23 protein-coding genes are annotated in these 24,676 nt (G+C 71.2%); 10 read left to right on the forward strand and 13 right to left on the reverse strand.

Annotated features, from left to right (window positions below; all coding sequences use genetic code 11):
• Positions 1 to 13 precede the first annotated feature (13 nt).
• From AB0G20_RS34880 to AB0G20_RS34930, 11 genes are all read right to left on the reverse strand, one after another.
• Positions 14 to 1,999, reverse strand: coding sequence for a pectinesterase family protein (locus AB0G20_RS34880; protein ID WP_361309562.1), 1,986 nt, complete (start codon positions 1,997 to 1,999; stop codon positions 14 to 16).
• A 42-nt stretch (positions 2,000 to 2,041) separates the two neighbouring features.
• Positions 2,042 to 3,550 carry a family 43 glycosylhydrolase gene (locus AB0G20_RS34885; RefSeq protein ID WP_361309565.1) on the reverse strand — a complete coding sequence of 503 codons (1,509 nt, stop codon included), beginning with the start codon at positions 3,548 to 3,550 and terminating at the stop codon, positions 2,042 to 2,044.
• Positions 3,547 to 4,392 carry a PmoA family protein gene (locus tag AB0G20_RS34890; RefSeq protein ID WP_361309567.1) on the reverse strand — a complete coding sequence of 282 codons (846 nt, stop codon included), beginning with the start codon at positions 4,390 to 4,392 and terminating at the stop codon, positions 3,547 to 3,549. Before AB0G20_RS34890 ends, AB0G20_RS34885 begins: the two co-directional genes overlap by 4 nt.
• A complete protein-coding gene (locus tag AB0G20_RS34895; RefSeq protein ID WP_361309569.1) occupies positions 4,389 to 5,576 on the reverse strand; it encodes a Gfo/Idh/MocA family oxidoreductase in 1,188 nt (395 codons plus the stop codon). Before AB0G20_RS34895 ends, AB0G20_RS34890 begins: the two co-directional genes overlap by 4 nt.
• On the reverse strand, positions 5,573 to 6,859 hold the full coding sequence (locus AB0G20_RS34900; RefSeq protein WP_361309572.1) for a pectate lyase: 1,287 nt from the start codon (positions 6,857 to 6,859) through the stop codon (positions 5,573 to 5,575). The genes AB0G20_RS34895 and AB0G20_RS34900 overlap by 4 nt, the downstream gene beginning before the upstream one ends.
• Positions 6,856 to 7,752 (reverse strand): carbohydrate ABC transporter permease, encoded by an 897-nt coding sequence (locus AB0G20_RS34905; protein ID WP_361309575.1) that lies wholly within the window; start codon positions 7,750 to 7,752, stop codon positions 6,856 to 6,858. The genes AB0G20_RS34900 and AB0G20_RS34905 overlap by 4 nt, the downstream gene beginning before the upstream one ends.
• Positions 7,749 to 8,684, reverse strand: a complete 936-nt coding sequence (locus tag AB0G20_RS34910; protein WP_361309577.1) for a sugar ABC transporter permease — start codon at positions 8,682 to 8,684, stop codon at positions 7,749 to 7,751. The genes AB0G20_RS34905 and AB0G20_RS34910 overlap by 4 nt, the downstream gene beginning before the upstream one ends.
• Positions 8,685 to 8,826: 142 nt before the next feature.
• Positions 8,827 to 10,557: an L-arabinonate dehydratase gene (araD, locus tag AB0G20_RS34915; protein WP_361309580.1), complete on the reverse strand. Its 1,731-nt coding sequence runs from the start codon at positions 10,555 to 10,557 to the stop codon at positions 8,827 to 8,829.
• A complete protein-coding gene (locus tag AB0G20_RS34920) occupies positions 10,554 to 11,465 on the reverse strand; it encodes a dihydrodipicolinate synthase family protein (RefSeq protein WP_361309583.1) in 912 nt (303 codons plus the stop codon). The genes araD and AB0G20_RS34920 overlap by 4 nt, the downstream gene beginning before the upstream one ends.
• The gene (locus AB0G20_RS34925) at positions 11,462 to 12,121 is read right to left on the reverse strand and encodes a GntR family transcriptional regulator (RefSeq protein WP_361309585.1); all 660 of its coding nucleotides are present in this window, start codon (positions 12,119 to 12,121) and stop codon (positions 11,462 to 11,464) included. The genes AB0G20_RS34920 and AB0G20_RS34925 overlap by 4 nt, the downstream gene beginning before the upstream one ends.
• A 149-nt stretch (positions 12,122 to 12,270) precedes the next feature.
• Positions 12,271 to 12,873: a TIGR03086 family metal-binding protein gene (locus tag AB0G20_RS34930; RefSeq protein ID WP_361309588.1), complete on the reverse strand. Its 603-nt coding sequence runs from the start codon at positions 12,871 to 12,873 to the stop codon at positions 12,271 to 12,273.
• A gap of 144 nt (positions 12,874 to 13,017) precedes the next feature.
• On the opposite strand from AB0G20_RS34930, the gene AB0G20_RS34935 reads away from it, so the two are divergent.
• The gene (locus AB0G20_RS34935) at positions 13,018 to 13,473 is read left to right on the forward strand and encodes an SRPBCC domain-containing protein (RefSeq protein ID WP_361309591.1); all 456 of its coding nucleotides are present in this window, start codon (positions 13,018 to 13,020) and stop codon (positions 13,471 to 13,473) included.
• A gap of 69 nt (positions 13,474 to 13,542) precedes the next feature.
• Positions 13,543 to 14,781 carry an MFS transporter gene (locus AB0G20_RS34940; RefSeq protein ID WP_361309593.1) on the forward strand — a complete coding sequence of 413 codons (1,239 nt, stop codon included), beginning with the start codon at positions 13,543 to 13,545 and terminating at the stop codon, positions 14,779 to 14,781.
• On the opposite strand, the gene AB0G20_RS34945 is transcribed toward AB0G20_RS34940, so the two are convergent.
• Together AB0G20_RS34945 and AB0G20_RS34950 are read right to left on the reverse strand one after the other, a co-directional pair.
• Positions 14,718 to 15,881 (reverse strand): hypothetical protein, encoded by a 1,164-nt coding sequence (locus tag AB0G20_RS34945; RefSeq protein ID WP_361309596.1) that lies wholly within the window; start codon positions 15,879 to 15,881, stop codon positions 14,718 to 14,720. The genes AB0G20_RS34940 and AB0G20_RS34945 overlap by 64 nt on opposite strands.
• Entirely contained in the window at positions 15,878 to 16,819 is a 942-nt protein-coding gene (locus tag AB0G20_RS34950; protein ID WP_361309599.1) for a 5-dehydro-4-deoxyglucarate dehydratase, read from the reverse strand. Before AB0G20_RS34950 ends, AB0G20_RS34945 begins: the two co-directional genes overlap by 4 nt.
• A gap of 222 nt (positions 16,820 to 17,041) precedes the next feature.
• On the opposite strand from AB0G20_RS34950, the gene AB0G20_RS34955 reads away from it, so the two are divergent.
• The 8 genes from AB0G20_RS34955 (at position 17,042) to AB0G20_RS34990 (ending at position 24,672) form a co-directional block, all read left to right on the forward strand.
• Positions 17,042 to 17,851, forward strand: a complete 810-nt coding sequence (locus AB0G20_RS34955; RefSeq protein WP_361309602.1) for an NAD(P)-dependent oxidoreductase — start codon at positions 17,042 to 17,044, stop codon at positions 17,849 to 17,851.
• Between the two features lie 263 nt (positions 17,852 to 18,114).
• On the forward strand, positions 18,115 to 18,885 hold the full coding sequence (locus tag AB0G20_RS34960) for a DeoR/GlpR family DNA-binding transcription regulator (protein WP_361309603.1): 771 nt from the start codon (positions 18,115 to 18,117) through the stop codon (positions 18,883 to 18,885).
• An 80-nt stretch (positions 18,886 to 18,965) separates the two neighbouring features.
• Positions 18,966 to 20,339: a sugar ABC transporter substrate-binding protein gene (locus AB0G20_RS34965; protein ID WP_361309605.1), complete on the forward strand. Its 1,374-nt coding sequence runs from the start codon at positions 18,966 to 18,968 to the stop codon at positions 20,337 to 20,339.
• Entirely contained in the window at positions 20,336 to 21,277 is a 942-nt protein-coding gene (locus tag AB0G20_RS34970; protein WP_361309608.1) for a sugar ABC transporter permease, read from the forward strand. Before AB0G20_RS34965 ends, AB0G20_RS34970 begins: the two co-directional genes overlap by 4 nt.
• On the forward strand, positions 21,274 to 22,125 hold the full coding sequence (locus AB0G20_RS34975; RefSeq protein WP_361309610.1) for a carbohydrate ABC transporter permease: 852 nt from the start codon (positions 21,274 to 21,276) through the stop codon (positions 22,123 to 22,125). Before AB0G20_RS34970 ends, AB0G20_RS34975 begins: the two co-directional genes overlap by 4 nt.
• The gene (locus tag AB0G20_RS34980) at positions 22,122 to 23,111 is read left to right on the forward strand and encodes a zinc-dependent alcohol dehydrogenase family protein (RefSeq protein ID WP_361309613.1); all 990 of its coding nucleotides are present in this window, start codon (positions 22,122 to 22,124) and stop codon (positions 23,109 to 23,111) included. The genes AB0G20_RS34975 and AB0G20_RS34980 overlap by 4 nt, the downstream gene beginning before the upstream one ends.
• Before the next feature lie 72 nt (positions 23,112 to 23,183).
• A complete protein-coding gene (locus AB0G20_RS34985) occupies positions 23,184 to 23,405 on the forward strand; it encodes a hypothetical protein (RefSeq protein WP_361309616.1) in 222 nt (73 codons plus the stop codon).
• Positions 23,406 to 23,469: 64 nt separating this feature from the next.
• Positions 23,470 to 24,672, forward strand: a complete 1,203-nt coding sequence (locus AB0G20_RS34990) for a TerD family protein (RefSeq protein WP_361309647.1) — start codon at positions 23,470 to 23,472, stop codon at positions 24,670 to 24,672.
• The last annotated feature ends 4 nt before the right edge of the window (positions 24,673 to 24,676 follow it).

Genomic DNA, 24,676 nt, shown 5'->3' on the forward strand with positions numbered 1-24,676 from the left:
GGGTGTGGAGGGGTCAGTGGCGGGCGTGCGGCGCCCAGCCGTCGGCGCCCGCCAGGTAGGCGGTGACGGTGTGGGAGCGCGCGTCCCGGTCGCTCATCTGCGGACGGTCCGGGGTGACCGATGCGCCCGGGCCGTAGTTCCGGTACTCCGTGAAGCGCGCGTCCTTCCACGAGAAACCGCTCATATCGGTCCACGGCGAGGCCTTGATCGCGGCGGGCAGCCGGGTGTCGCGGATCAGCACCTGGGCCACCGCGTCCGGCTCGCCGCCCGGGTGCCAGGGCCGACCGAGGTGGAAGGTCCCGGCGGGGGCGTCGCTGACGATCTCCGACCTGGTGATCAGGAACCCGTAGGGGTTGTCCTTCCACGTCGAAGCCGCCGTGATGTAGCCGTTGTTCGAGTCCGAGCCGCGGCTCAGGGCCCGGATCACCGACCGCTCGATCACCGTCGTCGCCCGCCCGTAGACGAAGTCGACGTCGCCCTCGATGTACGAGTCGCGGACGTACACCCGGCTGATCACGTTCAGCTTGGGGCTGTCGGTCATCAGGGTGTCCTGGTTCCCCAGGAAGGCGGTGTTCTCGAAGACGATCCGGTCGCCGGTCGTCTTCATGGCGAGGGCCTGCTCGCCCTTCAGCTCGACCGCGGCCTCGTCGAAGTCGTTGCTGAAGGTGAGGTTGCGGGCGGTGACGTCGTTCGCGGCGATCCGCACGGTGGCGCTGCCCGTGGAACCGCCGTACTCGGCGGGCGTGTCGTGGACGATGACGGTGTCGGAGCGGTCGTGTCCGGTCCCCCGGAGCAGGATCTTCGGCTTGGTCGCCGGGATGAACACCTTCTCCCGGTAGGTGCCCGGCGCGACCGCGATCGTCACCGGCACGTCGTTGCCGTCCGGCACGGCGTCCACGGCGGCCTGCACGGTCGGGTAGGCGCCCGGGACGGCGAGGGTCACACCGATCCTGCGCTGCGGACCGGAGAACTTCTTCACCAGGGCGGGGACCGCGGCGGCCCGGTCGAGCCGGTAGTCGTAGAAGTCCCGCGGGTCGAAGGCGGCACCCCACTCGTCGGTCCGCCCGCTCGTCTTCCTCAGGATCGACCCCCGCTCCACCAACTCCGCGGTGGCGTCGGCCTGGTAGGGATGCTGGACCCTGTCGTAGTAACTGTTCTCGATGACCATCTTGCTGCGGCCCCGGGACCAGTTCCCGTACGTCCACACCGGGTCGCCATCGGCCACCTGCGCGGAGATGTAGTTGTTGTAGAGGTGCGCGTAGGCGCAGTTGTCCGCCGAGGGATTGCGCTGCTTCGTGCCCGTGAACCAGTTGTGGTCGATGGTGATCTGCGTCTGGACGTTGGTCGTCCAGCCGATCCCGAACGCCTTGTTGTGGTTGCTGAACTGGTTGTAGGAGACGGTCACATACTGGCTGTCCTTGCGTATGTCGAGCAGCCCGTCGCCCATGTGGGTGAAGCGGTTGTGGTCGATCCAGACGTGGTGGACGGCGTCCATCTGGATGGCGTCGAAGTCGGTGGTCTTGCCGTCCCAGTCGCCCTCGACGTAGGAGTCGCGGATCGTCAGATTGCGGATGATGACGTTGTGCGTGCCGGGATTGAGGTGCAGTTCGCCGTGGACGATCTCACCGGTGTCGCCGACGCCGATGATCGTCTTGTTCGAGGCGACGACGATGTCCGAGCCGAAGGGCTGGACGGCGACCGTCCCCGCCACCCTGATGACGTACGGCTCCTCGGCGGCCGCGTACTTCGCCAGCGACGCCTGGTCGGTGACCGTGACGACCTTGCCGCCGGCCCCGCCCGTGGTGCCTCCGGCCAGCGAGGCGAAGCCGTGGGCCTGGTCGGTCCAGCGCGCCGCCGCCGGTGCGGACATCCCGGCGGGTGCGGGTTCGGCGGCTCCCGCCTCCCCGGCCGCGCCCAGTCCCAGGGCGGCGACCAGGGCCGCGACGGCGGCCAGGGCGACACCCGGTCTGGGCAAGCGCTTGCTATGGGGGTGCGTCATTGCGGCTCCCAACAGGCGAGATAGGGCTACGGATGCGGCGGGCTACAAGTCGGTGATCCGGAACTGCGTGAACGTGGCGGCGCCCGCGTGTCCCGGCCCGACGGGCGCGAGGGCGAAGAGGCCGAGCAGGGCGCCGACCCAGCGCCAGGGGGTGGCGGCGAAGACGGGACCCGACGGGCACGGACCGTCGCCGAGGTCGTAGGAGAAGCGGCAGCGGGCTCCGGCGCCGATCTCGATGCGGAGCCTGACGCGTCCCCCGGGGGCGAGGCGCGGGTGGGCCGCGTCGCGCTCCCGCTCGGCGACCCCCTCGGCGAACCGGTGCACGAAGTGGACCGTGCCGTCGGCCCCGCGCTGGAGACCGATCCAGCTGAACGCGTCCCCGAGGACCGCGAGCCCGGCCCGGGCTCCCGGCTCCTCACTGTGCAGGCGCAGCTCCACCTCGACGGCGGACGGGGCGCCGGGCAGCCGCTGAGTGAGGAGGTTCGGGAGTTTGCGCAGGTCGTGCGTGTCCGTGGAACGGACGCAGGACAACCGCAGCCCGTCACCGGAGTGCTGGGTGGCCCAGCCGTCGCCCGGGTTGGCCGTCCACTGCCACTGCCGTCCGAAGCGTCCGCCGGGGAAGTCGTCGTCCGTGGCGGGCGCGGCGGGCGGCTGCGGCGGCAGCGCGGGGCGGCGGTGTTCGGCGACGGGGGCGCCGTCGTCCCCGAGCACCGGCCAGCCGTCCGCGCCCCAGCGCATCGGCTGGAGGTGGACGACCCGGCCGTAGGCGCCGCGCTGCTGGAAGTGCAGGAACCAGTCCTCGCCGGACGGGGTGCGCACCCAGCCGCCCTGGTGGGGCCCGTTGACGTCGGTGTCCTTCTGCTCCAGGACGATGCGCTCCTCGTACGGCCCGAAGAAGCCGCGGGAGCGGAAGGCGCCCTGCCATCCGGTCTCCACGCCGCCGGCGGGGGCGAGGATCCAGAACCAGCCGTCGTGCCGGTAGAGCTTGGGGCCTTCGAGGGTGAACCAGCCAGGTATGCGGTCGCCGTCGACGATCACCTTGCCCTCGTCGAGGAGGCCGGTGCCGTCGGGGTACATCCGGTGTCCGGTGAGGCGGTTCTTGACGCCGGAGCGGGACTTGGCCCAGGCGTGGACCAGGTAGGCCTCGCCGGTCTCGTCGTCCCACAGGGGGCAGGGGTCGATCAGGCCCTTGCCCTCCTTCAGCAGGTGCGGGCGGGTCCACGGGCCCCTGATCTGCGGGGCGTTGACCTGGAAGATGCCCTGGTCGGGGTCGCCCCAGAAGATCCAGAAGCGTTCGTCGTGATACCTGAGCGAAGGGGCCCAGACACCGCAGTCGTGCCGGGGCCGTTCGAACTCGGCGGCCGGTTCGAGGCGTTCGAGCGCGTGGCCGACCAGGGTCCAGTTGACCAGGTCCCGGGAGTGCAGCAGCGGCAGTCCGGGGGCCCGGCCGAAGCTGGAGGCGGTCAGGTAGAAGTCGTCGCCGACACGGACGACGTCCGGGTCGGACCAGTCGGCGTCGAGGATCGGGTTGCGGTAGGTCTCGGAGGTCACGGGCTCACCGCCTTGCGGACGAGGGCCGCCGCTGCGTCCCGGTCGAGTCGGCCGTCGGCGACGACGGTGACCACCCGGCGCACGACGGTCTCGCCCGGCGGGACCGGCAGCCGCTCGTCGAACGCCAGGGAGGAGCCGACGCCCGGGTACTCCTCGCCGCGTACGAACCACGGGTCGCGGCGGGTCTGTTCGGTGGCTCCGGCGAAGACCAGCGTCCAGGTGCCGCCCCGCAGAGCGAGCCAGTCGGCGGGGCGGCCGTGGATCTCCTCCTCGCCGTCGGCCCCGGCCGTGAAGACCTCGGGCGCGGCGGACTCCTTGCGCGCCCGCCAGAAGAAGCCGCCGTAGGCCGCCCCCGGGCGCCCGTTGGTCGCCGGACTGCCGATCGACAGCGGGCCCGTGGTGACGTTGGTGAGGGAGAACGTGAGGTCCAGCGCCCAGGCCTGGTCGGTGAGTTCGGTGGCCGCGACCGTACGGCGCTCGCGCAGCAGCTCGCCGCCCGCGGCCACCCAGCGCAGCTCCTCCACGAAGCCGTCCGGGTCGCGCAGCTGGAACGCGATGTGCCGCTGCGAGCCGTGGTTGTCGAGCTCGGTCGGGCCCTGGTCGCGGACGTAGGTGCGCCCGCCCCAGAAGTTGAACCCCTCGACGTCGGGAACGGCGACACCGACGCCGAGGTGGTGTGCGTGGTCGGCCGGGGCGAGTTCGGTCACGGCCGTGCCGGCCAGGGTGGTGACGGGATGCAGGTAGGGGCGCGGGGAGAGCCGTGCGGGCAGCTCGGGCCGGGTGACGTACCGGCCGACCGGCCGGCCCGCGACGCGCAGGACCACGGTGTCGTTGCTGGTCATCGGGTGCTCACCTCGTTCGACAGGTGCGCCCAGGGGGCGCCGAGCTCGGAGTAGAGGGAGAGGGTGTCGGCGGCGGCCGCGACGAGTCCGTCGATGCCGGGCACCACCCGGCGCCTCTCGCCGGGGATCCGGTGCCAGGCGGTGTCCGGCAGCGGCGCCGGGTCGGGAGCGGTGCGGATGGCCTCCACGACCTTCATGAAGGCGCCGGTCTCGTCCGGCGGGACGAGCAGGTCCGCGCCGGTGGTGAGGTGGTCGACGAGGTTCTCCAGCAGGTCGGTGCGGCCGTGCTCGGACTCCTGCGGGCCGTGCCCCGCGCGCTGGAGCAGCACGCGGTCCTGCTTGTACCAGAAGGTGATCCGGCCGCTGCTGCCGTGCACCAGCACATACGGCTCGTCCGCCTGCTCGGCGCACAGGGTCGCGGCGACGGTGACCGGGTGGCCCTGCGTGGTGGTGATCCGGACGCAGGAGGTGTCGTCGGACTCGATGGCGTTGGCGCGCAGCAGCTCGGTCTCGATGCCGGTGACGTCCTCGGCGCGGGTGCTGCCGCCCAGGGCGAGGGCGGTGGCGACGGCGTGGGCGAGGGGGTTGGTCAGCGCCCCGTCGATCACGTCGACGCCGTTCAGCCGCCGCTTGCCCGCCCAGGGCGCCCGACGGAAGTAGTCCTCGTCGCGTACCCAGGCGCCGGCCCCGCCGAGCCCGACCAGCTGCCCGATCGCGCCCTCCTCCACCAGCCGGCGGACGGCGGGCAGGGCGTGCGAGCCCAGCGACTGGAAGCCGATCTGGCAGACGACTCCGGCCGCTGCGACCCCGTCGGCCATGCGGCGGAACTCGGCGTAGGAGGGGGCGGGCGGCTTCTCCAGGAGAAGGTGTACTCCGCGTTCGGCCGCCGTGAGGGCCAGGTCGGTGTGGGTCGGGATGGGGGTGCAGATGACCGCGGCCTCGGCGCCGGTGGAGTCGAGCAGGGCGCCGAAGTCGGCGGACTGCTCGGGGGTGCCCAGGTCGCCGAGTTCCTCCGCGGTCAGGGGCGTCAGCTCGCACACTCCGGCGAGCCGGACGACGCCCTGGCGCTGGAGGCGGCGGATGTTCTCGACGTGCCAGCGGCCGTGACCGCGGGCTCCGGCGAGGACGACGGGCAGGGGTGTGCTCAGGCGATCGCTCATGGGATCGATCATGCGACCGGTCATGGGATCCTCCCCGCACCGGCGCCGCGTGCCACGGCTCGGTCGGCCACCTGGGCGCTGTCGATCCGCCCGTGCAGGGTGGGCGTCCAGCCGACGTCGGCCGTCAGATCGCGCTCACTGCCCGAGTTGTAGGCGTTGTGGATCGCGAGCAGGTCGACGGGGAAGCCGTTGAAGAGCGTGCCGCTCTGGTGCAGGGCGCTGCCGTTCCAGCTCTTGACCAGGTCGGCGACCTCCACGTGGCCGGGCGCGTGGAAGGCGTTGTTCTCCGCGTAGATCCTCGACTCGGTGGAGACGCCGAGCGAGTACCGGTAGTCGTCGCCGGAGATGTCGTAGCGGTTGTTGTAGACGTGGACCTGGCCGAAGCGGACGCGCGGGGCGCGCTGGACGACGGACTCGAAGGCGTTGTGGTGCAGGGTGACACGGAGCTTGCCGCGGTCGCCGGTGGCGGTGTCGCCGTTGCCGATGAGCATCGCCTTGTCGTGGCCGGCGAAGCGGCTCCAGGACACGGTGACGAGGTCGGAGCCGCCCGTGATGTCCAGCAGGCCGTCGTGCCGCAGGTAGTTGCGGGCGAAGTGGGTGGGTTCCTTCGCGTCCGGGTGGCCCTTGTCGCTCAGGGTCACATGGTCCACCCACACATGGGTGGCGCCGGTCAGCCAGATGTTGTCGTACGCCGTCTTCCAGTCGCCGAGGCCACCGGTGTTGGGCTGCCAGACGGGGAAGCAGTCGTAGGCGTCGCGCACGTCGAGGTTGCGGATGATGACGTTGTCCGCGTTCTTGATCTGCAGGCTCGCGCCCTTGAGGACGGCCGAGTCGCCGAGGCCGACGAGGGTGGTGTTCGAGCCGACGGGCAGCACGACCCGCTCGGCCTGCCGGGCGGCGGAGGCCTGGCGGGCCTCCTCCTGGGGTCCGCTGGGCTTGGCGGAACCCCAGGTGCGGGGGTCGTAGGCGGCGAGGTACTTCTTCAGGCCGTAGCCGCCGGTGGCGTAGTCGGCGCAGTCCAGCCGGTCGCCGTCGTCGTCGGTGTTGGCGTCGATCGTCCCGGCGATCCTGATGATCTTCGGGGTGTCGCTGCCGCCGTCGAGGGCGCGGACGAGCCCGGCGCGGTCGGTCACCGTGTACACGTGGTCGGCGTCGGCGGCCGCGCCGCCGGTGGTGCCCGCTCCCTCGGCGGCCCAGCCGTCGTGCGCCGGGAGGGTGTCGCGGCCGATGTCCCGGGCCTCGGCGTGCGCGGGCACGCAGAGCACCCCCAGCAGTCCGGCCACGACGGCCAGTTGCCTGCCCCTCATCCCTTCACCGCCCCCGCGCTGAACCCGGTGATCAGCCACTTCTGGATGAAGGCGAACACGATCACCACCGGGACGGCCGCGATGATGCCGCCCGCGGCGAGCGCGCCCAGGTCGACGCTGTCGGCGCTCATCAGGCTGTTGAGGCCGACGGGGATCGTCTGCTTGTCCTGGTTGTTCAGGAACATCAGGGCGAACAGGAAGTGGTTCCAGGAGTGGACGAAGGCGAACGAGCCGACGGCGATCAGACCGGGCCGCAGCAGCGGCAACACCACGATCCGGAAGGCCGTCATGCGGTTGCAGCCGTCGACCCAGGCCGCCTCCTCCAGGGAGTACGGCACGTTCTTGATGAAGTTGCTGATCAGGATCATCGACAGCGGCAGCTGGAAGACCGTCTCGGCGAGGATGACACTGCCGAGCGAGTTGATCATCTGCAGTTCGGCGAAGATCTCGAACAGCGGGACCAGCAGCAGCGCGCCCGGCACGAACTGGGAGCACAGCAGGCCCAGCATGAACGCCCGCTTGACCTTGAAGTCGAACCGGGCGAGGGCGTAGCCGCCGGCCAGCGCGACGAGCGTCGTCATGAGCAGGGTGGCGACGCCGACGAGCACGCTGTTGGCGAAGTAGGTGCCGAAGCTGCGCTCCGTCCAGACCTTCTCGAAGTGGTCGAAGGTCATCGGCCAGGGCACGAGCGAGGTCGAGCCGGCCGGGCGCAGCGAGAAGAGCAGGATCCAGTAGAAGGGGACGAGGGTGAAGAGCAGGTAGATGCCCAGGGGCAGGTAGATCTGCCAGCGGGGGGCCTCGTCCCAGGCGCGGTTCTTCTTCTTGGGCCGCGGCGGTTCGGGGGTGGCGGGCATGGGAGCGGGCGCCGCCTTGGTGGCTTCCTTGACGCTCACTTGTTGTCGCCTCCGAACTTGCTCAGCCGCAGATAGACCATCGAGCAGAAGAGCAGGATCACGAACGCGACCGTGGTCAGGGCGGACGCGTAGCCGAAGTTGTGGGCGTCGACCGAGGTGTTGGCGATGTAGAGCGGGAGGGTGGTGGTCTCCCCCGCCGGACCGCCACCGGTCAGGGTGTAGAGCAGGTCGACGTTGTTGAACTCCCACACCGCGCGCAGCAGCGTGGACAGGATGATGGCGTCCTTCAGATGCGGCAGCGTGATGTGCCAGAACTGCTTGATGCGGCTGGCGCCGTCGACCTCGGCGGCCTCGTACAGGTCCTTCGAGACGGACTGGAGGTCGGCGAGGATGAGGATCGCGAAGAAGGGCACACCGCGCCACAGGTCGGCCACGATCGCCGCCGGGAACACCGTGGAGGTGTCCGACAGCCAGCTCGTGCCGTAGGAGCCGATGCCCATGTCCGCGAGGTAACGGGTGATGCCCGTCTGGGAGTTGTAGAGCAGCACCCAGATCGCGGAGGTCAGCACGCCGGAGACGGCCCACGGGGAGAAGACCAGGGCGCGTCCCAGGCCCCGGCCCACGAAGGTCTGGTTGACGATCAGGGCGAGGGCGAGGCCGAACAGCAGTTGGAGGCCGACCTCGACGACGACCCACTTGGCGCTGAAGACCAGCGTGTCCCAGAAGACGGGGTCCTCGGTGAAGGCGTGGACGAAGTTGTCGAAGCCCGCGTAGCCGTTCCGCCACGGCTTGGTCGGGTTGTAGTTCTGCAGGCTGTAGTAGAAGACGCTGATGACCGGGTAGGCGATGAATCCCAGCATCAGCAGGGCGGCCGGCGCGATCAGCAGGTACGGGAGCCTGCGCGGCGTGGCGGAGGCCCGGCGCCGCCGGGGTGGCGCGGGCGGTTTCGCCACGGCTGCGGCTTGGGCCATGACTGTTCTCCGTTCTCAGTACGTCGTGCGTCGGTGCGTGCGTGCGCGGGAAGCGCTTTCTCCCCGGGCAGGGTCGTGCCGGGTCGCGCTGCGGAGCAAAGGTGGTGCCGGGGTGGTGCGGTGGCGCGTGGGTCGTGCCGGTTCAGCCCGCGTAGGGGTCCTGCACGGTGCCCGGGCGGGCCAGGAACTCGAAGTCGCAGCCGGTGTCGGCCTGCGTGATCTGCTCGTTGTAGAGCGCGCCGTAGCCGCGCTCGTACCGGGTGGGCGGCGGTGTCCAGTCCGCCCTGCGCCGCTGAAGTTCCTCGTCGTCGACGTGGAGATGGAGGGTGCGCGCCTCGACGTCGAGGGTGATGCTGTCGCCGGTCCGCACGAGGGCGAGCGGTCCGCCGATGTAGGACTCGGGCGCGACGTGCAGCACGCACGCGCCGTAACTCGTGCCGCTCATCCGGGCGTCGGAGATCCGGACCATGTCCCGCACACCCTGCTTGAGCAGGTAGTCGGGCAGCGGCAGCATCCCGTACTCGGGCATGCCCGGACCGCCCTTGGGGCCGGAGTTGCGCAACACGAGCACGTGATCGGGGGTGATGCCGAGCGCCGGGTCGTTGATCGTGCGCTGCATGGTCCTGTAGTCGTCGAAGACCACGGCCGGCCCGGTGTGCTTGAGCAGGTGCTGCTCGGCGGCGATGTGCTTGATGACCGCGCCGTCCGGGCAGAGGTTGCCGCGCAGCACGGCGACTCCGCCCTCCCGCGCGACCGGATTGTCCCGGGTCCGGATGACGTCGTCGTTGTGGACCTGCGCGCCGGCGAGCTGCTCGCGCAGGGTGTCGTGCGAGGCGGTGGGCCGGTCCAGGTGGAGCAGGTCCGGGATCCGGGAGAGGAACCCGGGCAGGCCGCCCGCGAAGTGGAAGTCCTCCATCAGGTACGTCTGTCCGCCGGGCCGCACATTGGCCAGGACCGGGACCGTGCGGGCGACGCGGTCGAAGTCGTCGAGGGTGAGCCGGACGCCCGCGCGGCCCGCCATGGCGATCAGGTGGATCACGGCGTTGGTGGAGCCGCCGAGGCCGAGCACGGTCGTCACGGCGTCGTGGAAGGCGTCGGCGGTGAGGATGTCGCTCAGCTTCCGGTCCTTGTGGACCAGTTCGACGATCGTCATTCCCGCCTTGGCGGCCATCCGGTCGTGCCCGGAGTCGACGGCCGGGATGCTGGAGGCGCCCGGGACGGTGACGCCGAGGGCTTCGGCGGCGGCGGTCAGGGTGGAGGCCGTGCCCATCGTCATGCAGTGACCGGGCGAGCGGGCGAGGCCGCTCTCCAGCTCCTGCATCTCGCAGTCGCCGATGACCCCGGCCCGCTTGTCGTCCCAGTACTTCCACATGTCGGTGCCGGAGCCGAGGACCTCGTTGCGCCAGTGGCCCGGCAGCATCGGCCCGGCCGGCACGAACACCGCCGGCAGGTCGACGGACGCGGCGCCCATGAGCAGGGCCGGCGTCGACTTGTCACAGCCGCCCATCAGCACGGCCCCGTCGACCGGGTACGACCGCAGCAGCTCCTCCGTCTCCATCGCGAGCATGTTGCGGTAGAGCATCGGGGTCGGCTTCTGGAAGGTCTCGCTGAGCGTGGAGACCGGGAACTCCAGTGGGAAACCCCCGGCTTGCCACACCCCCCGCTTCACGGCCTGCGCGCGGTCGCGCAGATGGACGTGGCAGGGGTTGATGTCGGACCAGGTGTTGAGGATGGCGATGACGGGCTTGCCCAGGTGCTCCTCGGGCAGGTAGCCGAGCTGGCGGGTACGGGCGCGGTGGCTGAAGGTCCGCAGCCCTTCGGTGCCGTACCACTGGTGGCTCCGCAGCTCCTCGGGGCGCTTCTCGGCGGTCATATCGACCACCCGGCGGCGATGGCGGCGACCTCGGCGCGTTCGCTCTCCGGCAGCGGCCTGCTGGGCGGGCGGACCTCGCGGCGGCACAGCCCGAGGGAGGCGAGGGCCTCCTTGACGACGGTGACGTTGTTGGCGGAGCCGCTGTCGGCGCGCAGTTCCTCGAAGCGGCGGATCTGCTCCCAGACCTTCATCGCGGCCGGGTAGTCGCCGGAGCGCAGCGCCTCGATCATGTTGAGCGACACGGCCGGGGCGACGTTCACCAGCCCCGAGGTGAAGCCGGTGGCACCGGCGGAGAAGTAGGAGGGTGCGTACGGCTCGGCGAGCCCCGCCACCCACACGAACCGCTCCAGCCCGGCGTCCCGGGCGAACGCGGCGAACCTGGCCGCGTCGGGGACGGCGTACTTCACGCCGATGACGTTCGGGCAGGCGTCGGCGAGTTCGGCGAGCCGGGCACCGGTGAGCTGCGCGTTGCGGATGTACGGGACGACGCCCAGCTCGGGCACGGCCTCGGCGATGGCACGGTGGTAGTCGACCCAGCCGGCCTGGGAGACGTAGGGGTGGACGGGCTGGTGGACCATCACCATCTGCGCACCGAGCTCCCGGGCGTGCCGGGCGGAGGCGACGGCGGTCGGGATGTCGTGCCCGACGCCGACCAGGACGACGGCCCGCTCCCCGGCCTCGTCGATCGTCCACTCCGTGACGAGACGGCGCTCTTCGGGGGTCAGGGCGTAGAACTCGCCGGTGTTGCCGTTCGGGGTGAGGGTCGTGATGCCGCCGTCGAGCAGACGGCGCAGCAGGGCCCGGTAGGTGTCCTGCGCGACGGAGCCGTCCTCGGTGAACGGCGTCACCGGGATCGCCACCACGTCGGCCAGGGCCGCCCGCTGGGTCTCGAACGCCACGCTGCTCATTCCTGACCTTCCTGTTCCAGTCCTGACTGGGGGAATGCGCGCTGCACGAAGGACGCGATGTGGGCGTGCAGGGCACGTGCCGCGCCGTCGGCGTCACCCTCGAGTGCGAGCCGCAGGATCTCCCGGTGCTCACCGGCCTCCCGCTCCCAGGAGGGCGAGGCGGCCCAGGCCACGGCGGAGACCAGGGCGGCCTGGTCGCGGACCTCGTCGAGCATCCGGCCGAGCAGCGGATTGCCGCACGGCAGGTACAGGGCGCGGTGGAACTCCCGGTTGGCGAGGGAGCGTTCGGCGGTGTCGGTGGCGGCGTCGGCCCGGGTGAGCGCCTCGCGGGCGACGTCCAGGGAGGCCCCGCGATGCACGGCGCGCCGCAGCGCCTCGGGCTCCAGCAGCAGGCGTACGTCGTAGACCTCGCGCGCCATGTCCGCGTCCACCAGGCGCACCGTGACGCCCTTGTACTGGTTCATCACGACCAGCCCGGTTCCGGCGAGGGTCTTGAGCGCCTCGCGGACCGGGGTCTTCGACACCCCGAACTGCGCGGCGAGCTCGGTCTCGACCAGCGCCTGCCCCGGCGTCAACTGCCCGGTGAGGATGCGGTGTTTGATCCCCTCCAGCACGTACTGCGTGCGGGAGGGGATCGGCGTGGGCACAGAGGTCATGCGCGCCTCTCGGATCTCGCGTCTCGGTGGATCGCGTATCGGATCTCGCGTATCGCGTCTCATATATGACGTACGAAGTACGACGCGATGACGGTAGGAGGGCGCGTGGGCTTCGTCAATGCTTTGGGCAAAGAAACAGCAATCGCTTTCTACGGCTGGGGCGCCCACTCCGGGTCCCGCCCGCTGAGCCCCACCGCCCGGGCCAGCAGGGACGCCTCCGGCCCGACGGTGACGACGGGCCCGAAAATGGCGCCGCGACCGGGGTCGTCGACGGACGCCGCGAGGAAGTCGTGGCAGACCCGGAGCGCGGCCGGGTCGGGCTCGTACCGCTGACCGGTGGCGCGGGCCAGGTCCCAGCCGTGGACCACCAGTTCGTCGGTGGCGACCAGGCCCGCGATCCCGCCGGGCAGGTCGACGCTCCCGGCGCGGGTCATGCCGGTCCACGCGGCAGGATCACGCCAGGCCTCGGCCATCTCGCCGAGCACCCTGGGCAGTTCCTCGCGCCAGCCGTGCCCGAGCTCGGGCACGGTGGAGTCCGGGCGGGTGTCGGTCGTGACACCCAGATCCTTGCGGCCTGCGTCGCGGAAGGCGACGGCGAGCCCGGCCAGGTGGGCCAGCACGTTGCGCACCGCGTACTTCGGGCACGGCGTCGGGTCCGCGAGCTGCTCGTCGGTGACGCCCGCGGCCAGGCGCGCCACCACCGCCGCCTGCGGTCCGAGGTCCACGGTCGGGGTATGGGTCGTGTCGGTCATCGGCTGCTCCTCCTGGTTGCGTTCCTGAGAGACAGACCGACTCCGGCCACGGAACTCATCGCTACGGAATCGTGACCCATGGCCGGCCAGCCTAAAATGTATAAAGGGGTTATTCCAGGCACCCTCGGTGGCAGGTGGTGCGTGATGACACAGGACGTACAGCTGAGACTGCATCTGGAGTGTGAGCTGGCGGATGAGCCCGTGCGCGTGTTCCGAGAGCTGACCGACCCCGGGGAAGTGGCCCGCTGGTGGGGCCCCGACGGGTTCAGCACCCCGAGTGTGGAGATCGACCTCCGCCCCGGTGGCGCCTACCGGATCGCGATGCAGCCACCGGAAGGCGAGCTGTTCTACCTGGTGGGCGAGTACATCGACGTCGATCCCCCGGTAGGCCTGTCGTACACCTTCCGCTGGGAGGATCCCGACCCCGAGGACCGGGAGACGGTGGTGACGCTGTCGCTGTACGACACCGACGTCAGACAGTCCCACCTCACCCTCGACCAGGGCGACTTCGCCACGGAGCGGCGGCGGGCTCTCCACGAGGAAGGCTGGGTTCAGGGCCTCGGCAAGCTCGGGGAAATGCTCGCCTCACAATGGGATTGACCATTCCCGCTGGAATTAAGGCACCCTCCCGATCCCTCCGTACGGTCCTTAGCCGCACGATGACCGGGCATGACGACGAAGACGACCTGGCCTCTCGTGCGCGTCCTGCGCGACCGCGACGCGGGCCTCTACCTCTCCGGCGTGCTGGTCTCCGGCTTCGGCACCTCGGCCCTGTGGCTGGCGTCCGGCGTGTGGGTCAAGGACCTCACCGGCTCGGACGGCCTGGCCGCGCTGTGCATGCTCGCCATGTGGCTGCCGACCCTGGCCGGCCCGCTGCTGGGCACGCTCGCCGACCGCGGCCGCCGCAAACCGCTGCTGATCGGCGTGAACCTGCTCCTGGGCGCCCTCCTGCTCACCCTGGTGAGCGTCGACGCCCCGGGCGACCTGTGGCTGCTGTACGCGGTGTTGTTCGTGTACGGGGCGGCGGGCGTCGTCCACGACGCGGCCGAGTCGGCGCTCGTGGCGACCGCGGTCGACCCGGCCCTGCTGGGCGACTTCAACGGCCTGCGCATGACCGCCACCGAGGGCATGAAGCTCCTGGCCCCGCTGGCGGGCGCGGGCCTGTACGCGGCCTACGGCGGCGCGAGCGTCGCCCTCCTGGACGCGGCGACGTTCGTGCTGGCCACAGGCTTGTACGCGCTGCTGCGAGTACAGGAGGACAAGCCCGCGCGGCCCGCCGGCAGCCACCGGCAGCGCACGGCCGAGGGCGTCCGCCACCTGTGGGCGCACCCCGTGCTGCGCCCCCTGGTCCTGGCGGGCGGCGCCACGATGCTGTGCGCAGGCCTGAACGGGGCGATGGTGTACGCCGTCGTCGACGGCCTGGGGCACTCCCCCGCGTACACCGGCGTGCTGTACGCCGTGCAGGGCGCCGGTTCGGTCGCGGCCGGCCTGCTCTCCGGCCCCGCCCTGCGCCACCTGGGCGCACGGCGCTTCGCGGCGTCCGGCATCGCCCTGCTGGCGCTCGCGGTGGCCCTGCGGGCGGTGCCGTCCGACCCGGTGGCACTGGTGTGCAGCGCGGCGATCGGCGTGGGGCTGCCCGCGGTGCTGATCGCCGTGCTGACGGCCGTGCAGCGCGAGACGCCGGGTGCGCTGCTGGGCCGGGTGACAGCCACCGCCCACACCCTGGTGTACACACCGAACGTGGTCGGGCTGGCCGCCGGAGCGGTCCTGGTCGAGCTGGTGAGCCACCGGCTGGTGCTGGTGGCCCTGGGCGTGGTCCTGCTGGTGACGGCGGCCCCGCTGTGTCAGAGTCCGGCGAGGGCGGAGCGGACCGTCTCCAGGTCGCCGTCGGACGCCAGTCCGGCGTGATACAGCCTCAGTTCGGTTGCACCCAGCCGCCGTGCCTCGGCGGCGTCGGCGGCGAGGGTGCCGGGGCTGCCGCCCATCCCCGAGACCACGGTGAAGTTGGCGGCGATGACGGCGCCCTCGCGCTCCTGGCGCGCGAACGGCGTCAGCGTGCCGGTGCCGCCCGCGCAGGGCACGACCACCCCGTCCGCGACGGACAGGATGTGCGCCGGGTCGACGCCGGGGTTGGCACCGACGTGGTACGACACCGGGTCCGCGTGCAGCAGCACCTGGAACCCCTCGGACGCCGCCGCCCGGACCGCCGCGACGGCCTGCTCCTGGAGCGTGCGGGCGGTTTCGTCGCGGTACGCGCGCGTGGTGTGCGCGAGCGTCTCGCCGAGGAGCTTCTCGATGCCCGTCCAGCCCCCGTCGGAGGGGGCGCCCTGCCACACCGGCTCCAGCGCGGTCCGTACGGCCGCCGCCAGGTCGTCGGCGTCCAGGCCGTGCCGGCCGTAGCCCTCCCGGCAGGACGGGCAGAAGCACAGCGCCATCAGGTACTGCCCGGCGTCCCCGAGGCCGATGCCGCCGGTCTTGTCGTGGGCGTGCAGATGCTGCAGGCCGTACCAGCCGAGGGACTCCAGCTCGGTGCCGAGCGCCCCGGGCCGGACGGCCGCCTCGGCGGCGAGGTCGGTGAGGTACGCGCGCGTGGCGGGCTGTGCGATGCACGGCGCCCAGGGGTAGCGGTCACCGTAGGCGTTGACGACCGAGGTGTCCGGGTGTTCGGCGCCCAGGCGGGAGTTGTGCGCGAGGACGACCCAGGTGTGCACCTCCAGACCGGCCTCGGCGAGCGCGGTGGCGGCCTCGCCGAAGGCGTCCCCGGGGGCCCAGACGCCGGCCGCGTAGGGGCGCAGCTCGCGCCCGGCCCAGCGGTCGTCCGCCGGGTACAGCACGGAGGCGTGCTCGGCGGTGACGATGCGGTGGCGCGGGTGGCGGGGCGTGAGGGCGCGCGTGGAGTGGTAGGCGGCGGCGAGCGTCACCTGCCGCACACCGAGCGCGGCGATCCGCCCGGGTGCCTCCGGGTCCCCGTTGACGTCCCAGGGGTAGACGAATGTCGACGCCTTCACTTGGTCTCCTCCAGCAGCGCGTAGCCCCGCTCGATCACTTCGGCGAGCTGCTTCACATGATCCTCGGACGGCTCGTGCAGCGGGGGCCGGACCTCCCCGACGTCCAGGCCGCGCAGCCGTACACCGGCCTTGACCAGGGCGACCGCGTAGCCGCGGCCCTGGGCGCGCAGTTCGACGAACGGGCCGTAGAAGCCGTCCAGCAGCTTCTGCACGGTGGCGTCGTCACCGGTCCGCAGGGCCTGGTGGAAGGCGAGGGCGATCTCCGGTGCGAAGCAGAACACGGCGGACGAGTAGAGCGTGACACCGAGGGCGCGGTAGGCGAGCTGGGTCTGCTCGGCGGTCGGCAGGCCGTTGAAGTAGAGGAAGTCGCCCGGGGCCTCGGTTCGGACGGCGCTGACGATGCGCTGCATGAGGTCGAGGTCGCCGAGCCCGTCCTTGAGGCCGATGATCCCGTCCGTGCGGGCGAGTCCGACGACCGTCTCCGGAGTGAACACGGCGTTGTCGCGCTGGTAGACGATGACCGGCAGGGCGGTCGCGGCGGCCACCTCCCGGTAGTGCCGCAGCAGCCCCTCCTGCCCGGCGACGACGAGGTACGGCGGCATGGCGAGCAGTCCGTCCACCCCGGCGGCCTCGGCGAGGCGGGCGTAGCGCACGGCGAGCGCGGTGCCGTACCCGGCGCCGGCGACGACCGGCACGCGCCCGTCGGCGGCCTCGACGGCGGCCCGCACGCAGGCCTCGAACTCCTCGGGCGTCAGCGCGTGGAACTCGCCGGTGCCGCAGCAGGCGAACACGGCGGCGGCTCCGGCCTCCACCCCGCGCCGGACGTGCGCGCGGTAGGTGTCGAGGTCCACGGAGCCGTCGGGTCCGTAGGCGGTGACCGGGAAGAACAGCGGCCCGCTGGGGATGGTGAGTCGCGCGGCGAGAGGGGCTGACGTCACAAGCTCTCCCGGTTCCATATTCATGATTGGCGTCTATATTTCTGAACATCTCCACGCTAAGGCGCCGCCTTGGGGCCGGTCAAGCGCACGAACCCGCGACGCACCAGCGGATTCGCCGCTTCCACGACATACTTGACGGGCTCCACCCGGGCTCCTTAGCGTGTCCACGCATATGAATGCCGTGCGCTCATGTGCACGGTTGGCGATCAAGGAGATCCGAGGATGCCCGCTCCCCGCACCGTCCTGCTCACCGGCGCCGCCGGCGGCCTCGGCACCCTGATGCGGGAGCTGCTCCCGGCCTACGGCTACGACCTGCGCCTGCTGGACCTGCGCCCGATCGAGGGCGCGCCCGACGCGATCACCGCCGACCTGGCCGACCGGGAGGCCGTGCGCGAGGCGGTCCGGGGCGTCGACGCGATCATCCACCTCGCGGGCATCTCCCTGGAAGCGCCCTTCGAGAAGATCCTCAAGGCGAACATCGAGGGCACCTACCACCTGTACGAGGCCGCCCGCGAGGAGGGCGTCCGCCGGATCGTCTTCGCCTCCTCCAACCACGCCGTCGGCTACACCCCGCGCCCCCAGGGCGACGACCCCCTCATCCCCGTCGACACCCCGCGCCGCCCGGACACCTTCTACGGCCTGTCCAAGTGCTTCGGCGAGGACCTCGCACAGCTCTACTGGGACAAGCACGGCCTGGAGACGGTCTCGGTGCGCATCGGCTCCTGCTTCCCCGAGCCGACCAGCGTGCGGATGCTCTCGGTGTGGATGAGCCCCGCCGACGGGGCGCGGCTCTTCCACGCCGCCCTGAGTGCCGAGCACGTCGGACACACCGTCGTGCACGGCTCCTCCGCCAACACCCGGCTGTGGTGGGACCTCGGCACCGCCCGGGCGCTCGGCTACGAGCCGCAGGACGACTCCGAGCCGTTCGCCGAGAAGCTCATCGCCGAGCAGGGCGAGCTGCAGGACGGCAACGAGGCGCACGCCTACCTGGGCGGCCAGTTCGTGACGGACCCGCCGATCTGGCCGTACTGACCGGAAACACATCACTCGACAGGGCGGGCGGGCACCGAACGGGCCCGCCCGCCGCCGTATTCGGGCACCATCGGCGCCCGGTCCCACGTGCCGGTCCTCACCGATGCAGGTCCGCGACGGGCACACCCTTCGCCGAACGGGCACAAACGGGCAGTATCGAGCCCGCAACAGGCCTGGTCACCGCCGCATCCCCGCTGTAGAAATTCCCCCAACGGGCCGCACCGGGCCCGAACGGGCAGCGCGAGCGGAAGGCAGGGGTCGGCATGAGCACGCACACGGCGGAAGAACGCCAGCGCGAGATCGTGCTGGCCGCACGACGTGACGGCTCGGTCGACGTCAGCGCCCTCGCCGCCGAGCTGGGCGTGGCCAAGGAGACCGTACGGCGGGACCTGCGCGTCCTGGAGGACCACGGTCTGCTCCGCCGCACCCATGGCGGCGCCTATCCCGTGGAGAGCGCCGGCTTCGAGACGACGCTCGCCTTCCGCGCCACCAGTCACGTGCCCGAGAAACGCCGGGTCGCGGCCGCCGCGGCCGAACTGCTCGGCGACGCCGAGACCGTGTTCGTCGACGAGGGCTACACCCCGCAGCTCATCGCCGAGGCACTCCCGCGGGACCGGCCGCTGACCGTGGTCACCGCGTCCCTGCCGGTCGCGGGCGCCCTCGCCGAGGCCGAGCACATCTCCGTGCTGCTGCTCGGCGGCCGGGTACGGCGCGGCACCCTCGCCACCGTCGACCACTGGACGACGAAGATGCTGTCCGGCTTCGTCGTCGACCTGGCCTACGTCGGCGCCAACGGCATCTCCCGCGAACACGGCCTCACCACCCCCGACCCGGCCGTCAGCGAGGTCAAGGCACAGGCGATCCGGGCCGCCCGGCGCGTGGTCTTCGCGGGCGTGCACACCAAGTTCGGAGCGGTCAGCTTCTGCCGGTTCGCCGAGGTCGGCGTGCTGGAGACGATCGTGACGAGCACCCTGCTGCCCACCGCCGAGGCCCACCGCTACTCGCTGCTCGGGCCGCAGGTCATCCGCGTCTGACCGCACATCGACCCACGTCCCCCGGGGCATCCGCACGTCTCGCGATGCCCCTTATCTCCCCATACATCCAGGAGCGATCCATGCGAACCCAGAGCCGACGACGGCCACCGCGAGCCACGCTCGCCCTGGCCGCCGCAGGGACGCTGCTCGCCCCGCTGCTCTCCGGCTGCTGGGTCGGGGCGGGCGGGGCCGGATCCGGCGGCGACGCCATCAACATCCTGATGGTCAACAACCCCCAGATGGTCGAGCTGCAGAAGCTGACCCGCGCCCACTTCACCAAGGAGACGGGCATCGAGGTCAACTTCACCGTCCTGCCCGAGAACGACGTCCGCGACAAGATCAGCCAGGACTTCGCCAACCAGGCCGGCCAGTACGACGTCGCCACCCTGTCCAACTACGAGATACCGATCTACGCCCGCAACGGCTGGCTGCACGAGATGAACGGCTACGTCGCCAGGGACCCGGCCTATGACGAGCAGGACGTCCTGAAGCCGATGCGCCAGTCCCTAACCGCGGACGACGGCAAGCTCTACGGCCAGCCCTTCTACGGCGAGTCGTCGTTCCTGATGTACCGCAAGGACGTGTTCCGGAAGAAGGGCCTGACGATGCCCGCCCACCCCACCTGGCAGCAGGTGGCGGACCTGGCGGCGAAGGCGGACGGGGCCGAGCCCGGCATGAAGGGCATCTGCCTGCGCGGCCTGCCCGGCTGGGGCGAGGTGATGGCCCCGCTCACCACCGTCGTCAACACCTTCGGCGGCACCTGGTTCGACAAGGACTGGAAGGCGCGGCTCGACTCCCCCGCCTTCGAAAAGGCGACGAAGTTCTATGTCGACCTGGTGCGCGAGCACGGCGAGTCCGGCGCCGCCCAGTCCGGCTTCGCCGAGTGCCTGAACAACATGACCCAGGGCAAGGTCGCCATGTGGTACGACGCCACCTCCGCGGCCGGGTCACTGGAGGCGGCGAACTCCCCGGTCAAGGGCAAGGTCGGCTACGCACCCGCCCCCGTGGAGAAGACCGAGTCCTCCGGCTGGCTCTACACCTGGGCCTGGGGCATCCAGAAGGCCTCCCGCAACCCGGACAACGCCTGGAAGTTCGTCTCCTGGGCGTCCGGCAAGGGCTACGAGGAACTGGTCGGCGACCAGGTCGGCTGGTCGAACGTCCCGGCCGGCAAGCGGGCGTCGACGTACGCCAACGCCGACTACCGCAAGGAGGCGGGTGCCTTCCAGGAGATGACCAAGGAGGCCATCGAGCAGGCCCGGCCGAACGATCCCGGCGTACAGCCGCGGCCCGCGCCCGGCATCCAGTTCGTCGGCATCCCCGAGTTCACCGACCTCGGCACCAAGGTCTCCCAGGAGATCAGCGCGGCCATCGCCGGACGCCAGTCCGTCGAGTCGGCCCTGAAGAAGGCTCAGGCGCTCGCCGAGAAGATCTCCGAGGAGTACGAGGGACGATGACCGCCACGACAACGGCCCCCGTGGCCACCCCTGGGATACCCGCTCCGGTCCGCCGCCCCTCCGCCCGGCTGCGCGCCTGGGCGACCCGGGCCCCGCTGCTCCCCGCCCTGATCTTCATGATCGTCGTCACCCAGCTGCCCTTCGTGGCCACGCTGGTGATCTCCTTCTTCGACTGGAACTCCCTCTATCCCGACGCCCGGCACTTCACCGGCGTCGACAACTACCAGGAGGTCCTCACCGACCCGGACCTGCGCCACTCGGTGTGGACGACCGTCCTGCTGACGGTGGCCGTGGTGCTGGCCAGCCTGGTCCTCGGACTCGTCCTGGCGCTGCTGCTGGACCGGAGGTTCCGCGGTCGCGGCATCGTACGGACGCTGCTGATCGCACCGTTCCTGGTGGTACCGGTCGCGGCGGCCCTGCTCTGGAAGCATGTGCTCTACAACCCTGAATACGGCCTGTTCAATGGGTTGCTGCACTATGTGGGCGGGCCACAGCCCGACTGGATCTCCACCACCCCGCTGCTCGCGGTCGAGGCCTCCCTGGTCTGGCAGTGGACGCCGTTCATGATGCTGATCCTGCTCGCCGGCCTGCAGAGCCGCGACCACGAGCAGATCGAGGCGGCCCGGGTCGACGGCGCGAGCGACTGGCAGATCTTCGTCCATCTGACGCTGCCGCACCTGCGCCGCTACCTCGAACTGGGCGCCCTGCTGGGCTCGATCTACATCGTCCAGAACTTCGACGCGGTCTTCACGATCACGTCCGGCGGCCTGGGCACCGCCAATCTCCCCTACACCGTCTACCAGAGCTTCTACCAGGCCCACGAGAACGGGCTCGCCTCGGCCGCGGGCGTCCTGGTCGTCATCGGCTCGATCGTCATCGCGACCTTCGCCCTGCGCGTGGTGTCGTCCCTGTTCCGCGAGGAGGTGTCCCGCGCATGAGCACGACCGCGCTTCGTGTCCGCCGTGTCCGTGGCAAGGGGGCGGGCCTGGGCCTGCTGGCCTGGCTGCTCGGGATCGCGTTCTTCCTGCCCATCGCGTGGATGGCGCTGACGTCCTTCCACTCGGAGGCGGACGCGGCGACCAACCCGCCGTCCTTCGCGGCCTCGCTGACCCTGGACGGCTACCGCGAGTTCTTCGGCGCGGGCGGCGGCGCGAGCCCCTGGCCGGCCCTGATCAACTCCACGGTCGCCTCCGTGGCCTCGACCCTGCTGGTCCTGCTGCTGGCCTTCCCGGCGGCGTACGCGCTGTCCATCAACCGGGTCCGCAAGTGGACGGACGTCCTGTTCTTCTTCCTCTCCACGAAGATGCTGCCCGCCGTGGCCGGCCTGCTGCCGATCTACCTGTTCGCCAAGAACGCCGGGATGCTCGACAACATCTGGCTGCTGGTCGTCCTCTACACCTCCATGAACCTGCCGATCGCGGTGTGGATGATGCAGTCGTTCCTCGCCGAGATCCCGGTCGCGGTGATCGAGGCCGCCCGGGTGGACGGGGCACGGCTGCCGACGGTCCTCGCGCGCGTGGTCGCCCCGATCTCCCTCCCCGGTATCGCCGCCACGGCGTTGATCTGCTTCATCTTCAGCTGGAACGAGCTGCTGTTCGCCCGGGTGCTCACGGGCGTGGTCGCCGAGACCGCCCCCGTCTTCCTGACCGGCTTCATCACCAGCCAGGGCCTGTTCCTGGCGAAGGTGTGCGCCGCGTCGCTCGTCATCTCCCTGCCGGTGCTCGCCGCGGGGTTCGCCGCCCAGGACAAGCTGGTCCAGGGTCTGTCGTTGGGAGCCGTGAAATGAAGGCCGCCGTCATCGAGTCCGTGGGCAAGGCCGTCGTCGCCGAGGTCCCGGACCCGACGCCAGGGCCGCGCGAGGTCGTCGTCGAGGTCGCGGCCTGCGGGCTGTGCGGCACGGACCTGCACATCCTCCAGGGCGAGTTCGCCCCGAAGCTGCCGATCGTGCCCGGGCACGAGTTCGCCGGCGAGGTCGTGGGGGTCGGCACCCGGGTCACGGAGGTGTCGGTGGGCGACCGGGTCGCCGTCGACCCGTCCCTGTACTGCTACGAGTGCCGCTACTGCCGGACGGGCCACAACAACCTCTGCGAACGCTGGGCGGCGATCGGCGTGACCACGGCCGGAGGCGCGGCCCGGTACGCCCTCGCCCCGGTGGCGAACTGCGTGAAGCTCCCCGACCACGTCCGCACCGAGGACGCGGCGCTGGTGGAGCCGCTGTCCTGCGCGGTCCGCGGCTACGACGTGCTCCAGTCCCGCCTCGGCGCGCACGTCCTGATCTACGGCTCCGGCACGATGGGCCTGATGATGCTGGAGCTGGCCAAGCGCACGGGCGCGGCGAGCGTGGACGTCGTCGACGTGAACCCGGCCCGCCTGGAGACGGCCCGCCGCCTCGGCGTCTCGGCGTCGGCGGCGAACCCCGACGAACTGGACCGTCCGCAGGGCTGGGACCTGGTCGTCGACGCCACGGGCAACGCGGCGGCGATCCAGGACGGTTTGGACCGGGTGGCGAAGGCGGGCACGTTCCTGCAGTTCGGGGTGGCGGACTACGCGACCCGCGTGACGATCGACCCGTACCGCATCTACAACCAGGAGATCACCATCACGGGTTCGATGGCGGTGCTGCACAGCTTCGAGCGGGCGGCGGAGCTGTTCGCGAACGGAGTCCTCGACCCGGAGATCTTCATCAGCGACCGCATCCCGCTGGAGCGGTACCCGCAGGCGCTGGAGCAGTTCGCGGCGGGGGTCGGCCGCAAGATCGTGGTCGTGCCGTAGGGAGCGACCGCTGCGGGGTGGGGCGGGCGAAATCCGGTGGGGCGCCCGCCCTCCGGCCCCTACGCTCACGGCATGCCACGACCTCACGGATTCACCTACGAGCAGCACACGGGCGGCACCGTCCGCATCAGCCACCACGACCGTCCCGCCACCACCCTGAACGGACCCCGGGCCGCGCAGTTCCTCACCGAGGTCGAGGGCTCCGACCCCCAGCTCGTCATGGCCCGCTGGACCGGCAACTACAAGCGGGGCAACGAACGCACCGCCCGCGACCACCCCCGCAATCGCCGGTGACCCGATTGGCCGCAAGGTAAGGGAACGGCAAAACCTCTTCGCTCGTTCACCCGGCATGACAGCTATGACCCCCGGCTCGAACATCCCCCTGTCCGCCGCCCGCGTGACGGTGGACGTCGCCGCTCCGGTGCGGCTCGACGTATCGGGCCTGCTGCTCACCGCCGACGGCAAGGTGCGCTCCGACGACGACTTCATCTTCTACAACCAGCCGTCGGGCCCGGGCGTGACGTACCGCTCGGGCGGCGGCGGTGCGCCCGACGCGATCGTGGTCGACACGGCGGCCCTCCCCCCTGGCATCGAGAAGATCGTCGTCACGGCGAGCCCGGACGCCGCGGGCCAGACCTTCCAGGGCATCGAGCCGACGGCCACGATCCGCAACGCGGACGACAATTCCGTCCTGGCCACGTTCACGCCCCCGCAGCTCGGCAGCGAGACGGCCCTGGTCATCGTGGAGGTCTACCAGCGAGGCGGCCAGTGGAAGGCCCGAGCCGTCGGCCAGGGATACGCCAACGGCCTCGCGGGCATCGCCACGGACTTCGGGGTCACGGTGGAGGAACCGGCCGCCGCGGCCCCGCCCCAGCCGGTGGCCCCGCCGCCGGCCCCGGTGCAGCCGCCGGCCCCGCCCGTCTCCGCGCCGGCCGCGCCCCCGGCCGCCCCGGCCACGCCTCCCCCGCCCGCGCCCGGCGCCGGGAAGATCAACCTCGACAAGGGCCGCGTCAGCCTCCAGAAGAACCAGACGGTCTCCCTGATGAAGGGCGGCCGCCCTCTGCTGTCCCAGGTCAGGATGGGTCTCGGCTGGGAGCCGGCATATCGCGGCAAGGACATCGACCTGGACGCCTCGGTCATCGCCTACGGGCCGCAGCGCAACCACATCGACAGCTGCTACTTCGGCAAGCTCCAGATCGTGGGCGGCGCGATCCAGCACTCCGGCGACAACCTCACCGGTGAGGGCGGCGGGGACGACGAGACCATCATGGTCGACCTCGGCCGCCTGCCCCAGGAGGTCACCGGCCTGGTCTTCACGGTCAACTCCTTCTCCGGCCAGAAGTTCACGGAGGTCGCCAAGGCCTACTGCCGCCTCCTGGACGGCGCGACCGGCGAGGAACTGGTCCGCTTCGACCTCACCAGCGCCGAGGCGCAGACCGGCGTGATGATGGCCAAGCTCATCCGCCAGTTCTCCGGCGAGTGGGAGATGACGGCCCTGGGCGCGTTCGTGAAGTCCCGCACCGTGAGGGGAATGGTGAAGCCGGCGGCGCAGGCGCTGTAACCCG

This window comes from Streptomyces sp. NPDC024017 (assembly GCF_040638895.1).
Classification (GTDB): Bacteria; Actinomycetota; Actinomycetes; order Streptomycetales; family Streptomycetaceae; genus Streptomyces.

Excerpts from the sequence above, each read along its gene's own strand:
- AB0G20_RS34880 (WP_361309562.1), bottom strand. The coding sequence starts at position 1,999 with ATGACGCACCCCCATAGCAAGCGCTTGCCCAGACCGGGTGTCGCCCTG.
- AB0G20_RS34890 (WP_361309567.1), bottom strand. The coding sequence starts at position 4,392 with ATGACCAGCAACGACACCGTGGTCCTGCGCGTCGCGGGCCGGCCGGTC.
- AB0G20_RS34895 (WP_361309569.1), bottom strand. The coding sequence starts at position 5,576 with ATGACCGGTCGCATGATCGATCCCATGAGCGATCGCCTGAGCACACCC.
- AB0G20_RS34900 (WP_361309572.1), bottom strand. The coding sequence starts at position 6,859 with ATGAGGGGCAGGCAACTGGCCGTCGTGGCCGGACTGCTGGGGGTGCTC.
- AB0G20_RS34910 (WP_361309577.1), bottom strand. The coding sequence starts at position 8,684 with ATGGCCCAAGCCGCAGCCGTGGCGAAACCGCCCGCGCCACCCCGGCGG.
- araD (WP_361309580.1), bottom strand. The coding sequence starts at position 10,557 with ATGACCGCCGAGAAGCGCCCCGAGGAGCTGCGGAGCCACCAGTGGTAC.
- AB0G20_RS34920 (WP_361309583.1), bottom strand. The coding sequence starts at position 11,465 with ATGAGCAGCGTGGCGTTCGAGACCCAGCGGGCGGCCCTGGCCGACGTG.
- AB0G20_RS34925 (WP_361309585.1), bottom strand. The coding sequence starts at position 12,121 with ATGACCTCTGTGCCCACGCCGATCCCCTCCCGCACGCAGTACGTGCTG.
- AB0G20_RS34930 (WP_361309588.1), bottom strand. The coding sequence starts at position 12,873 with ATGACCGACACGACCCATACCCCGACCGTGGACCTCGGACCGCAGGCG.
- AB0G20_RS34935 (WP_361309591.1), top strand. The coding sequence starts at position 13,018 with ATGACACAGGACGTACAGCTGAGACTGCATCTGGAGTGTGAGCTGGCG.
- AB0G20_RS34940 (WP_361309593.1), top strand. The coding sequence starts at position 13,543 with ATGACGACGAAGACGACCTGGCCTCTCGTGCGCGTCCTGCGCGACCGC.
- AB0G20_RS34955 (WP_361309602.1), top strand. The coding sequence starts at position 17,042 with ATGCCCGCTCCCCGCACCGTCCTGCTCACCGGCGCCGCCGGCGGCCTC.
- AB0G20_RS34960 (WP_361309603.1), top strand. The coding sequence starts at position 18,115 with ATGAGCACGCACACGGCGGAAGAACGCCAGCGCGAGATCGTGCTGGCC.
- AB0G20_RS34965 (WP_361309605.1), top strand. The coding sequence starts at position 18,966 with ATGCGAACCCAGAGCCGACGACGGCCACCGCGAGCCACGCTCGCCCTG.
- AB0G20_RS34970 (WP_361309608.1), top strand. The coding sequence starts at position 20,336 with ATGACCGCCACGACAACGGCCCCCGTGGCCACCCCTGGGATACCCGCT.
- AB0G20_RS34975 (WP_361309610.1), top strand. The coding sequence starts at position 21,274 with ATGAGCACGACCGCGCTTCGTGTCCGCCGTGTCCGTGGCAAGGGGGCG.
- AB0G20_RS34980 (WP_361309613.1), top strand. The coding sequence starts at position 22,122 with ATGAAGGCCGCCGTCATCGAGTCCGTGGGCAAGGCCGTCGTCGCCGAG.
- AB0G20_RS34985 (WP_361309616.1), top strand. The coding sequence starts at position 23,184 with ATGCCACGACCTCACGGATTCACCTACGAGCAGCACACGGGCGGCACC.
- AB0G20_RS34990 (WP_361309647.1), top strand. The coding sequence starts at position 23,470 with ATGACCCCCGGCTCGAACATCCCCCTGTCCGCCGCCCGCGTGACGGTG.